The sequence below is a fragment of the Bacteroides sp. AM07-18 genome (assembly GCF_003602695.1).
Classification (GTDB): Bacteria; Bacteroidota; Bacteroidia; order Bacteroidales; family Bacteroidaceae; genus Bacteroides; species Bacteroides uniformis.
In genome coordinates, this window is record NZ_QTLM01000010.1 from 63,849 (window position 1) to 77,104 (window position 13,256).

Below are 13,256 nucleotides of genomic sequence, written 5' to 3' on the forward strand. Positions count from 1 at the left end.
CCATGAAACTTACCCTTATACGCACCGCTCGTGAAACCGGCAAAGAGACATTCAGCACATGGCCCAGCGACACCTTGATGGAGAAGATGAAAACCGAGAACAAAGCCGGACACATATCCGCCTTGCGCAGCCTCATTCCCCACATCACCGGAAGCAACGGACACTACCCCTGCATAGACAAACTACCACGCATCTGCCCTGCCGCAGAATATGCCCGCAGCAAAGAGGGGGAAAGATACCTGAAAACCTACAACGGACTGGTACAGATTGAAGTCAACCACCTGGCCAATGCCGTGGAAGTGGAGCAAGTAAAGCGCCAGGCGGCCCTGCTGCCGCAAACTTTTGCCGCCTTTTGCGGAAGCAGCGGACGAAGCGTAAAAATATGGGTACTGTTTGCCACCCCCGACGGTTCGCGCCCCAGGCAGGAAGAAAAAATCAGGCTGTTTCATACCGCTGCCTACCGGCTCGCCGTAAACTGTTACCAGCCCCTGCTCCCCTACCCCGTCACACTGAAAGAACCTGCCGTGGAGCAAAGCTGCCGCATGACGCTCGATGACCGTCCCTATTACAATCCGTCTGCCGTCCCTTTCTGTCTGGAACAGCCTTTGTCCGTGCCCGACGAGCCCACCTTCGGCCAACGGAAACAGACCGAAGCAAACCCGCTGATGCGCATTGCCCCCGGCTATCCGGCCTCCCAAACCTTCTCCATCCTCTTCGAAGCCGCCCTGAACCGTACCTTCGAAGAGCTGGAAAACTGGAAACGGGGCGATGACCTACGCCCCCTGCTCTACCTGCTTGCCGGGCATTGCTACAAAGCCGGCATTCCCGAAGAAGAGGCAGTACGTCAAGTCATGATGCACTACTACCGCGAAGCGGATGAACAACTGGTGCGCATGACCCTGCACAACCTCTACCGCGAATGCAAAGGCTTCGGCACCCGCAGCAGCATGACCCGCGACCAAATCACCGCCTTCCGCCTGGAAGAATTCATGAACAGACGCTATGAGTTCCGCTGGAACACCGTACTGGGAGAATTGGAATTCCGCCAACGGGACTCCATACACTTCCATTTCCGCCCTGCCGACCAGCGGGTAAGAAGCAGTATCGGACAGAATGCCCTGAAAGAAGGAATCAGCGTATGGGACAGAGATGTGGCACGCTACCTCAACTCGGACGCCATTCCCTTGTACAACCCCATCGAAGAATATCTGAACAGCACCGGACATTGGGACGGCAAGGACCGTATCCGCGCATTGGCCGACCTCGTCCCCTGCAACAATCCGTACTGGCGGGAACTCTTCTACCGCTGGTTTCTCAGCATGACGGCGCACTGGCAAAACATCGACCGTCAGCATGGAAACAACACGTCTCCCCTACTGGTCGGAGCCCAAGGCTATCGTAAAAGTACCTTCTGCCGCATCCTGCTGCCACCCGAACTGCGCTTCGGATATACCGACAGTATCGACTTCAAAAGCAAGCAGGACGCAGAGCGGAGCCTCGGCCGCTTTTTCCTGATAAACATCGACGAATTCGACCAAATCAGCGTCAATCAGCAAGGTTTTCTAAAGCATCTGCTGCAGAAACCCGTGGCAAACCTGCGCAAGCCTTACGGCACCGCCATCCAGGAAATAAGACGCTACGCCTCCTTTATAGCCACCAGCAACCAGAAAGACCTGCTGACAGACCCCAGCGGCAGCCGCCGTTTCATCTGCATCGAAGTCACCGGCCCCATCCATACCAATGTCACCATCAACTACCGGCAACTCTACGCACAAGCCATGGATGCCATAGCCAAAGGTGAACGCTACTGGCTGGACGATTCCGACGAAGCCATCTTGAAACAGACCAACCGGGAGTTTGAACAGCCCACACCGTTGGAACAGCTCTTCCTCTGCCACTTCCATCCCGCCGAAAATGAAGAGGAAGGAGACTGGATGACCCCTATGGAGATTCTCTCCTTCTTGCAAACCAAGACCAAAGACCGGCTGTCCATCAATAAAGTGGCTCTGTTCGGACGTGCACTCCACAAACTGGGCATCAGCAGCCGCCGGAAGACAAGAGGAACAGAATATCATGTAGTGAAAAAAGAATAATCCTGCCAATTAATTTGCTTCTACTTTCGGTTTGCGCTATCTTTGCGTTTCAAATCAAGAAGATATGAAAAAAGAAAGTCAAGTGATATTCGACCGGAATGCCGTAGAGTTTGTGACCGTAGCCGCCGAGTTTTGCAAGTTTCTGGAACAAGCGGAAGGGGTGAAACGTTCCGCGTTCGTCGATACCTCCTTAAAAATACTTCCGCTGCTCTACCTGAAGGCCTCCATGCTGCCCGAGTGCGAAACCATAGGAGACGAGGCGCCGGAAACATTCGTCACCGAAGAGACCTATGAGGTACTCCGCATGAACCTCGCCAATATCCTAGCCGAGAAAGACGACTACCTGGACGTATTCGTATCCGACATGAAGTATAGTGACCAGCCCATCACCAGGAACATTTCCGAAGACTTGGCCGACATATACCAGGACATCAAGGACTTTATCTTCGTATTCCAGCTGGGTTTCAACGAGACGATGAACGATTCGCTTGCCATCTGCCAGGAAAACTTCCGCCTCCATTGGGGACAAAAGCTTGTCAACACCCTGCGTGCCCTGCACGAGGTGAAGTATGCGCAAGGCGAGGATGAAGAGGAGGAAACCGCAGACTTTGAATATTAAATTATGGTTATCAAAAGAACAATAGATAAAGAAACAGTGAAAGACCTGCCCAAAGCCGCCTTTCCGGGACAGATACATGTCGTACAGACACCGTGGGAAGCGGAGAAGGCAGTCGCCTATCTGAAGTCCTGCCCGTTGCTGGGCATAGACAGCGAAACCCGTCCATCGTTCACAAAAGGACAGATACACAAGGTGGCCCTGCTGCAGATTTCCTCAGAGGAACATTGCTTTCTGTTCCGCCTCAACCTGACGGGACTGACTCTGCCGGTTATCACATTGCTGGAAAACCCAAGTGTAACGAAAGTAGGCCTTTCCTTGCGGGATGACTTCATGATGCTGCACAAGCGTGCTCCTTTCGAACAACATGCGTGCATTGAATTGCAGGAATACGTCCGCGCTTTCGGCATCCAGGATAAAAGCCTGCAAAAGATATATGCCATCCTCTTCGGGGAAAAGATTTCGAAAAGCCAGCGCCTTTCCAACTGGGAAGCCGAAACCTTGACCGAACCGCAGAAACTGTATGCCGCCACCGATGCCTGGGCATGCCTCAACATCTACAACAAGCTGCAAGAACTGAAACGGACAGGAGATTTTGAGATAGAAGCCAATAATAATGTGGTAATGTAATGCACATTATCACATTACCACATTAATCACATTATATATATGTACAAAGTATACCTTAAACCCAATAAAGAGGAGTCATTAAAGCGTTTTCACCCGTGGGTGTTTTCCGGCGCCATCGCACATTTCGACGGAGAGCCCGAAGAAGGGGAAGTAGTTGAAATCTATACATCCAAAAAGGAATTCATAGCCAAAGGGCATTTTCAGATTGGCAGTATCGCCGTACGCGTACTGACCTTCCGCCAAGACGAAGAAATCAATGCGGACTTCTGGAAACGCAAACTCAGCATAGCATACGACATGCGCCGCAGTATCGGCATAGCCGGAAACCCGACAAACAACACCTATCGCCTGGTGCACGGGGAGGGAGACAACCTGCCGGGGCTTGTTATCGACATTTATGCCCGCACCGCAGTGATGCAGGCACATTCTGCCGGCATGCACCTCGACCGCATGGCCATTGCCGATGCCCTTACCGAAGTGATGGGCAACCAGATTGACAATATCTATTACAAATCGGAGACGACCCTTCCCTTCAAGGCCGACCTCTATCCGGAGAATGGTTTCTTGAAAGGCGGTAGCACGGACAATGTAGCCATGGAGTACGGCCTGAAGTTCCACATCGACTGGCTGAAAGGCCAAAAGACCGGTTTCTTCGTAGACCAACGCGAGAACCGTTCGCTACTGGAACGTTATGCCAAAGGCCGCAGCGTACTGAATATGTTCTGCTATACCGGCGGCTTCTCCGTATATGCTATGCGTGGAGACGCCAAACTGGTGCATTCCGTGGACAGCTCCGCCAAAGCCATCGACTTGACCAACAAGAACATCGAACTGAACTTCCCGGGTGACACCCGCCATGCCGCCTATGCAGAAGATGCCTTCAAATACCTTGACCGCATGGGCGACCAATACGACCTGATAGTTCTTGACCCTCCTGCTTTTGCCAAGCACCGCGATGCTCTGCGCAATGCCCTGCAAGGCTACCGCAAACTCAATGTCAAGGCTTTCGAAAAAATCAAGCCCGGAGGTATTCTTTTCACTTTCTCGTGCTCGCAAGCCGTCAGCAAAGAAAACTTCCGCACCGCCGTGTTCACAGCCGCTGCCATGTCCGGCCGCAGCGTACGCATCCTGCACCAACTGACGCAACCTGCCGACCACCCGGTCAGCATCTATCATCCGGAAGGGGAATACCTGAAAGGACTGGTTCTATATGTAGAATAAAGGAAAAAGCAGGCTTTGTTAGCCTGCTTTTCTTAAATAGAGTTAATAAAAAGCAGAAATACGCCAAAACAGCATGTTATATAACATAAACCGTGTATATTTGCACTGTGTTTTTCATGGTATTAGATTTAAGGTTAATAAAGATTGGGTGTCTGGGATAGATACCCTTCTTTTTTTATAATACATTCCTTCCCAAAACCCATCCCTCATTAATCTCTTTCGTTGAAGAAAAAGCCGTACAGAACTTGTTTTTCTCCTAGTCTCATTGTACATTTGCATCTATTACATAATTCAAAACATAAAAAGCTAATATTATGAGCATCAAATTCCGACTCACTGCCATGCAATTCCTGCAATTCTTCGTTTGGGGAGCATGGCTGATTTCATTAGGTGGTTACATGGGCGGTACGTTACATTTTGAAGGCGGACAAATCGGAGCAATCTTTGCAACCATGGGTATAGCCTCACTGATAATGCCCGGACTGACCGGTATCATCGCTGACAAATGGATAAACGCCGAACGCCTTTACGGCATACTTCACCTCATCGGTGCCGGTGCTCTGATTTATGCTTCCACTGCCACTACGTACACTCACATGTACTGGGCCATGCTGCTCAACATGCTTGTTTACATGCCCACGCTATCCCTGGCTAACACCGTGTCCTACAATGCGCTGGAAAGATATAAAATGGATTTGGTGAAAGACTTCCCCCCCATCCGTGTATGGGGAACGGTAGGCTTTATCTGTGCCATGTGGGCTGTGGACCTCACCGGGTTCAAGGCAAGTTCGGCACAGCTCTATGTGGCAGCCATATCGGCAGCCATGCTGGGACTTTATGCTTTCACTTTGCCAGCCTGCCCCCCCATGCGCAGCGAAGGAAAAACGATGCTCTCTGCTTTCGGACTGGATGCACTGGTGTTGTTCAAGCGCAAGAAGATGGCTATCTTCTTCTTGTTCTCCATGCTGCTGGGAGCCGCCCTTCAAATAACAAACACATACGGCGACCTTTTCCTGGGTTCGTTTGCTTCCATACCCGAATATGCAGATTCGTTCGGTGTAAAACACTCCGTCATCCTGCTCTCCATCTCGCAAATGAGTGAGACGCTGTTTATCCTTGCCATCCCCTTCTTCCTGAAACATTTCGGAATCAAGCGTGTTATGTTAATAAGTATGTTTGCATGGGTATTCCGTTTCGGGCTCTTTGCCCTCGGAGACCCGGGAAGCGGACTCTGGATGCTCATTCTCTCGATGATTGTCTACGGCATGGCATTTGACTTTTTTAATGTATCGGGCTCGCTGTTTACAGAAATGGAAGCACATCCCAGTATCCGTGCCAGCGCACAAGGCTTGTTCTTCATGATGACGAACGGTGTGGGAGCCATCATCGGAGGTTATGCCAGCGGAGCCGTGGTGGATGCCTTCTCGGTATATGCCGAAGGCGGAGGACTGGTAAGCCGCGACTGGACACCGGTATGGTTTATCTTTGCAGGATATGCCTTAGTCATTGGTCTGTTATTTGGAATAGTATTCCGCTATAAGCATAATCCGGAGAAAATAGAGAAAAACTGATTGAGAATCAGGTTGATTTAATAGGTATGAATAAGAAGAAGATAGAACTACAAGTACTAAACATTTCCAACAGCCAGGCGCAAGTGGGCGCCTATGCCCTGGTACTGGGTGAAGCGGGCGGCGAGCGCCAGCTTCCGATTATTATAGGTGCCACCGAAGCACAAGCTATGGTCATCGAGATGAAAGGTATTGTACCGCCCCGTCCGCTGACGCATAACCTATTTGCTTCCGTTCTTGAGGTGCTGGGTGTAAAACTGATGCGTATTCTTATCTATAAAGTAGACAACGGAGTATTCTACTCCTACCTTTACATGAAAGCCGAAGAGACTATTCTCCGGATTGATGCCCGTACCAGCGATGCCGTCGCCCTGGCATTGCGCATGAATGCTCCTATCTTTGTCTACGAAGAGATTCTCGAAACAGAATGTCTGAAAACCGGCGAAAGCACCACCGACCCTATGGGAGGCAGCGAGCCGGACAAAGACGAACTGTTGCAGGAAGACACAATAGGCATATTGAAAACAGCCCTGCAGAAAGCAATCGAAGAAGAGGATTACGAACGAGCCGCACAGATAAGAGACCAAATCAACCAACTCAAAAACAATTTGTAACATGCACGTATTCTATACTCCCGACATACAGACCCACGCAGAACTGCCCGAAGAGGAAGCAGCACATGCCGTACGGGTCTTACGCCTGCAAGCAGGCGACGAGGTTATGCTGACAGACGGAAAGGGCTGCTTCTATCGCGCCGAAATCAGTACGGCTACCAACAAACGCTGCCTGGTGAATATTCTGGAAACCCTTCCGCAAGCCCCCTTGTGGAAAGGTCATCTGCACATTGCCATGGCACCTACCAAGAACATGGACCGTACTGAGTGGTTTGCCGAGAAAGCGACGGAAATAGGGTTTGATGAACTGACATTCCTGAACTGCCGTTTCTCGGAACGGAAAGTCATCAAGACGGAGCGCATCTCCAAAATTCTGGTTTCTGCCATCAAGCAGTCGCTCAAGGCACGCCTGCCCCAACTGAATGAAATGACAGACTTCAACAAGTTCATCACACAGCCTTTTCCGGGTCAGAAATTCATCGCCCACTGTTATGAAGGCGAAAAACCGCTTTTGAAGGATATGGTACATCCCGGAGAGGACGCTCTCGTACTAATCGGTCCTGAAGGAGACTTCAGCGAAGAGGAAGTCCGGAAGGCGACGGAAAACGATTTTATCCCCATCAGCTTGGGAAAATCAAGGTTGCGTACAGAGACGGCGGCACTGGTTGCCTGCCACATCCTCAATTTACAGAATCAATGATACTCACTAAAACAAAAACTATATGAAAAAGAACCTATTCTTCCACTTCTCAGTACTGGCAATGCTCATCGTGCTGATAAGCGCTTGTTCGTCCAAAAAGCCAGAATACACCAACGTTATTCCTTCCGATGCCTCGCAAGTCATCGCTGTCAATTTAAAATCATTGGCAGACAAGGCCGGTACCAAAGATAAAGAGACTAAAGAAGCACTGCAAAAGCTGACAGATGCCTTGAAAAGCGATATGAATACAGCTACTTTCCAACAATTGGAGGCTGTACTGAAAGACCCTGCCAAATCGGGAGTGGACGTCAATGCGCCGATTTATGTCTTCAATGCTCCCTCGTTCCCCTACACCACCATGGTAGCCAAGGTTCAAAGTGAGGATGATTTGCTGAAGCTTCTGGAAGTTACGGAGAAAGAACAGATAATCAGCCATGTGGCAGAAGCGGACGGTTACAGTTTTGCACAAATCAACAAGCGGGCATTGCTCGCTTTCACTCCTACCACGCTTATGGTGGTGAACTACACCGGCACATCGCAACTGGAAAAAGTCAAAGAAGGAATTCCCGCCTTGCTGAAACAGACCGGAGAAAACAGCATCAACAGTAACACCGCTTTCAAGAAAATGCAAAAGCAGGATGGAGACATCAATATGCTCATCTCTCCTTCCAGCCTGCTGAGTGCATACGCCAATCCGCTGAATTACGGAATATCCCACAATATCGACCTGAAAGACTTGAAGATGCTGGGAAGTCTCTCCTTCGAAAAAGGGAAAATAGAACTGAAAGTAGAGAGCTATACCGAGAACACAGAATTGAAAGCACTTTTCGAAAAGCAAATCAAAAGTACTTGTCCCATCGAAAACACGTTCTTGAAGTATTTCCCAAAATCTACCCTGGCGCTATTCAGCATAGGTATCAATGGAGAAGAGTTCTACAATGTGCTGCAAGAGAATGAGCAGTTCCGCAACGATTTCTCCATTACCAAAGCCGCTGAAGTAAAAGACTTGTTCAGTGCTTTCCACAACGACCTGACCATAGGCCTTATCAATGTAACCATGAACAGCAATCCTTCTTTCCTGGCCTATGCCAGCGTAAAGAACGACGCTCCCTTGAAAGCCCTTTATGAGAAAAAGTCCGAACTGGGACTGAAACGCGGCGAAGACATCGTGAAATTGAATGAGAATGAATATGTCTATAAATCACGCGCTATCAACATATTCTTCGGCATACGAGACAAACAGATGTACGCCACCAATGACGAACTGCTGTATAAGAATGCATGCAAGACCGCTGACCCGTCTGCCAAAGAGACGGACTTCGCTTCCAGTCTGAAAGGCAAGCGCACAGCCTTTGTCATCAATGCGGAAGCCGTACTTGACCTGCCCGTTGTAAAAATGCTAGCTGGATTTGGCGGACAAGAGTATAGCACCTATTACTCGCTGCTCGGCAATATCTCGTATCTGGAAGCTGTCGGCAACGAGGACAAGGCAACCGTCACCCTGCAGCTGAAGAACAAGAATGTTAATGCACTGAAACAGATTGTGGACTTTATCAAGCAGTTTGCAGGAATGTAATTTAAGGATTAAGGATTAGAGATTAAGGATTAATACCACTCATGAATAGGATTCACCTACGGCAAACACTACCTCAAGTGTTTGCCGACCGTGATGCCATTACCTCAGACGTATGGCATCGGGACATTACGTTCCACAAAGGGAAACGTTATCTCATAGAAGCCGCTTCGGGCACCGGAAAATCATCGCTTTGCAGCTATGTTTACGGTTACCGCAACGATTATCAGGGAATCATCAACTTTGATGAGCTCAATATCCGTTCACTCTCCGTCAATGACTGGACAGATATACGCAAACACTCCCTCAGCATTCTTTTTCAGGAGTTGCGTATCTTTCCCGAACTTACCGCCATCGAGAACATACAACTGAAGAACCGGCTTACCAACTTCAAAAAAAGGAAAGAAGTCCTTACCCTATTCGAGGCAATCGGCATTGCCGACAAGGTAAACGAAAAAGCCGGGAAGCTATCTTTCGGCCAGCAACAAAGAGTCGCCTTTATCCGCAGCCTCTGCCAGCCTTTCGACTTCATCTTCCTGGACGAACCCATCAGCCATCTGGATGACGAGAACGGAACAATCATGGGCAGGCTGCTGACAGAAGAAGCCAGCCGCCAAGGAGCGGGAATCATAGTGACTTCCATCGGCAAACATCTGGAATTGGATTATGATGAAATTTATCAATTATAAATGTGGCTAATATGAACCGACTTGTTTGGAAACTTCTCCGCCAGCACATCAGTGTCGGACAGTTGGCAGGCTTTTTCCTCGCCAATCTCTTCGGCATGATGATTGTATTGCTGAGCGTACAATTCTATCGTGATGTCCTTCCCGTTTTTACGGAAGGGGACAGTTTCATGAAGAAGGATTATATCATTGCTACCAAGAAAATCAGTACTTTGGGCAGCTTTGCCGGGAAAAGCAATACCTTCTCCAAAGATGAGATAAAAGACCTGAAAGCCCAACCTTTCACCAAAGGGGTAGGCGCGTTCACTCCTTCCTTGTTCAAAGTCTCTGCCGGACTCGGTATGCAGGAAGCCGGTATCCGCTTGTCGACAGAGATGTTTTTCGAGTCTGTACCCGACGAATATGTGGATGTCAGTCTGGACAAATGGCATTTTGATGAAGATACCCGGATAATTCCCATCATCGTTCCGCGCAATTATCTGAACCTCTATAACTTTGGCTTTGCACAAAGCCGGAGTCTGCCGAAACTCTCCGAAGGTTTGATGAGTCTGGTACAGATGGATATCATGATGCGGGGCAACGGACGTGTGGAACAATATAAAGGCAACATTGTAGGATTCTCCAACCGGCTGAATACCATTCTCGTCCCCCAATCCTTCATGGACTGGGCCAACAAGAATTTTGCACCGGAAAAAGAAGCTGAACCGTCCCGACTTATTGTGGAAGTGAAGAATCCTACCGACACAGCCATCACCGACTATTTCCAGCAAAAGAATTACGAAACCGAAGGCAACAATCTGGATGCCGGAAAGACAACTTATTTCCTGCGCCTCATTACAGCTATTGTCATGGGAGTAGGACTGTTCATCAGCATTCTGTCATTCTACATCCTGATGCTGAGTATCTTCCTGCTTCTCCAAAAGAATACGGTAAAACTGGAAAACCTGCTGCTGATAGGATATAGCCCGACGCGGGTAGCCACGCCTTATTATATACTGACAGTAGGGCTGAATGTACTGGTACTGCTCCTCGCCATCGGCTGCGTGGCATGGGTACGCAGTTACTATATAGAAGTAGTCCAAAACCTCTTCCCGCAACTGGAGAGCGGTTCACTGCTTCCATGCATATTGACCGGTTGCCTATTATTTTTTGCTGTATCACTGCTGAATATTTTGGCAATAGGCAAAAAAATTATCAGTATCTGGAAAGGGGGAAAATAAAGATGGGAAAAATCCATCCAACAGATATAAAGTTCATGGTAGTGTTGGTATTATGTCTCAGCATGGCATTTCCCAGCTCTGCCAATAACTTTCTATTCACTACCATTGACACCTCGCACGGTCTGAGTGATAACCAGATACGCTATATCCTCCAACTTCCGGACGGAAGAATGGTATTTACCACCACCCGGAACGTCAATCTGTATGATGGAGCCAACTTCACCTCCCTGCAGCCCACCCCCGAAGATATATATCCGCTGAAACAATACAAGGGCTTCTACCATGTCTATCTGAGCGGCGATTCCCTCTTGTGGATAAAGGATTACCAACGGCTGATGTGCATCAATCTCCATAACGAGCGATACATTGCCAACCTGGACTCCGTCTTTCAACAGAAAGGCATGCAGCATCCCATAGAGGATTTGTTTGCGGACGAACGGGGGCTTGTCTGGGTAATCAGCCATGGCGAGCTGTTACAGCCGGAACTTTCCTTCCGATTGAAACTGCCTGAAGACCGGGGAACGATACAAGACCTGACTGCAGACGAAGAATCTCTGTATCTGTTCCATGACACGGGAGAAATCGTGTGCTATGATGTAAAAAACGGAAAACAACAGTATGACATTGCCGCATATCCCCGGACGGAACAAGAGAAGTTCCAAAACACCTCCCTCATACTCAGAGGAAAAAACGGGTTCTATCAACTGCGCAACGGCTCTAAAGGAGGATTTTTCCATTTCGACCTCCATAAGCGAGCATGGGAGAAGCTGATGGAAACAGAGTATACCCTCAATACACTGATGATCTCCGCAGATGAGAAAGCATACATCAGCTGCATCCGTGGCTTTTGGATTATTGACCCCGAAAAGAGGACACGCCACTACATGCCCACCTTGAGGACCCGAAAGGGCAACGTCCTTGCTACAGAAATCAGTACGATTTTCCAGGACCGGCAAGGAGCTTTATGGCTCGGAACATTCAACAGAGGATTGCTGTACTACCATCCGGCCTTATATAAGCACATCCACATAGACAAGAAGGATTTCCCCCTATCACTTGAAAGAAATACAGCCGTAGCAAACTTTACGGAAGACCGGGACGGCAACATATTCATAAAGGACCGGACAGCTATCTATAAGCTCGACCCGCAGGAAGACGGCAACCGGATACTCATACCGGTAGAAGCATCCACCCTGCCCAAAGAGCTACAAGGGGAGTACGGTTCGGAAGCGGCATTCGTGTCACATGACGGAACGCTCTATTTCGGAGACGCCGACGGATGCAACATCTTTTCCCCCAATCCGGAGCCCCCATCTTCCAGTCTGCCCTATCCACCGGTTTTCACGGCAATCCATGTGCATGGAGAATGCATCCTCCCGGGCAGAAGCTATGAAAACCGGACTATACTACCCGAAGCCTCTCCTTATGTGAAAGAAATATCATTGAGCCACAACCAGAACTTCCTTACTCTCGAGTTCTCCGCATTGAATTACTTCAACCGCGAGCACACCCATTACCGCTATCAGCTGGAAGGTATCGACGCACAATGGGTAACCGCCGGCAACATGAAGCAGAGCAACGGCATTCTCCAAGCTCCCTATACCAACTTGCCACCGGGAAGCTACACCTTCAAGGTAATGGCCTCTAACGATGGAAAGCATTGGAATGAAGAGCAAACGGCCCGGATAAGCCTGACAGTCCATGCTCCCTGGTGGAAAACCGGCGTTGCATACGTCATCTATATAGTCTTGTCAATCGCCATCATTGCGGCAAGTATCCGCCTCTACATACACCGCACCCGGAAGGAGATGGAACGGAAACACAAAGAAGAAATCCTTTTGCTCCGCATCCGCAACTTGATAGAACAGTGCAACCGTTATGAAGCGGAACAAAAGAAATCACCGGAAGGAAAAAACATAACTTGTGTACATAGCCATACCGAACCTCACCAAACAGAAAACAAGCAAGACGCATCCGAATCTGTTTTCCTGACAAAAGCTATCGAACTGGTGGAAAAGAACCTGCATGTACCCGGCTACTCCGTAGAGCAGCTAAGCCGCGACTTGTGTATGGAACGCACCGGACTTTACCGGAAACTGGTAGCCATGCTCGACCAGTCCCCCAGCCTCTTCATCCGCAACATCCGCTTGCAACGTGCGGCACAACTCATCCTGGAAGGCAGCCTCAGCATTACGGAAATCGCAGAGCGTACCGGCTTCAGCAGTTCCAGCTATCTCAGCAAATGTTTCCAGGAAATGTACGGCTGCCGTCCCTCGGAATATGCGGAGAAAATGCAGAAATCAACCTGAGTATTGTTCCGTTTCAACAAGATTGT

The 13,256-nt window shown here is 49.2% G+C and carries 11 protein-coding genes; all 11 read left to right on the forward strand.

The features are described 5' to 3' along the window. Positions 1-2: 2 nt before the first annotated feature. The 11 genes from DW096_RS12820 (at position 3) to DW096_RS12870 (ending at position 13,230) form a co-directional block, all read left to right on the forward strand. Complete coding sequence (locus DW096_RS12820) at positions 3-2,093, forward strand: BT4734/BF3469 family protein (RefSeq protein ID WP_016272917.1); 2,091 nt, start codon at positions 3-5, stop codon at positions 2,091-2,093. Positions 2,094-2,157: 64 nt separating this feature from the next. Next, positions 2,158-2,712: a DUF5063 domain-containing protein gene (locus DW096_RS12825; protein ID WP_008665189.1), complete on the forward strand. Its 555-nt coding sequence runs from the start codon at positions 2,158-2,160 to the stop codon at positions 2,710-2,712. Positions 2,713-2,715: 3 nt separating this feature from the next. Continuing rightward, positions 2,716-3,339, forward strand: a complete 624-nt coding sequence (locus DW096_RS12830) for a 3'-5' exonuclease (RefSeq protein ID WP_005826911.1) — start codon at positions 2,716-2,718, stop codon at positions 3,337-3,339. Between the two features lie 39 nt (positions 3,340-3,378). Further along, positions 3,379-4,560, forward strand: coding sequence for a class I SAM-dependent rRNA methyltransferase (locus tag DW096_RS12835; protein WP_057097518.1), 1,182 nt, complete (start codon positions 3,379-3,381; stop codon positions 4,558-4,560). A gap of 314 nt (positions 4,561-4,874) precedes the next feature. After that, the gene (locus tag DW096_RS12840) at positions 4,875-6,131 is read left to right on the forward strand and encodes a nucleoside permease (RefSeq protein ID WP_117962711.1); all 1,257 of its coding nucleotides are present in this window, start codon (positions 4,875-4,877) and stop codon (positions 6,129-6,131) included. Positions 6,132-6,157: 26 nt separating this feature from the next. After that, positions 6,158-6,742 carry a bifunctional nuclease family protein gene (locus DW096_RS12845; RefSeq protein WP_098031961.1) on the forward strand — a complete coding sequence of 195 codons (585 nt, stop codon included), beginning with the start codon at positions 6,158-6,160 and terminating at the stop codon, positions 6,740-6,742. A gap of 1 nt (position 6,743) precedes the next feature. Next, complete coding sequence (locus DW096_RS12850) at positions 6,744-7,442, forward strand: 16S rRNA (uracil(1498)-N(3))-methyltransferase (protein WP_009038062.1); 699 nt, start codon at positions 6,744-6,746, stop codon at positions 7,440-7,442. 22 nt (positions 7,443-7,464) lie between these two features. Next, on the forward strand, positions 7,465-9,018 hold the full coding sequence (locus tag DW096_RS12855; RefSeq protein WP_098031960.1) for a DUF4836 family protein: 1,554 nt from the start codon (positions 7,465-7,467) through the stop codon (positions 9,016-9,018). 41 nt (positions 9,019-9,059) lie between these two features. Further along, entirely contained in the window at positions 9,060-9,704 is a 645-nt protein-coding gene (locus DW096_RS12860; protein ID WP_117962709.1) for an ATP-binding cassette domain-containing protein, read from the forward strand. A gap of 11 nt (positions 9,705-9,715) precedes the next feature. Further along, positions 9,716-10,921, forward strand: a complete 1,206-nt coding sequence (locus DW096_RS12865) for a hypothetical protein (RefSeq protein WP_061411322.1) — start codon at positions 9,716-9,718, stop codon at positions 10,919-10,921. Between the two features lie 2 nt (positions 10,922-10,923). Further along, complete coding sequence (locus DW096_RS12870; RefSeq protein ID WP_369904480.1) at positions 10,924-13,230, forward strand: helix-turn-helix domain-containing protein; 2,307 nt, start codon at positions 10,924-10,926, stop codon at positions 13,228-13,230. Positions 13,231-13,256 lie beyond the last annotated feature (26 nt).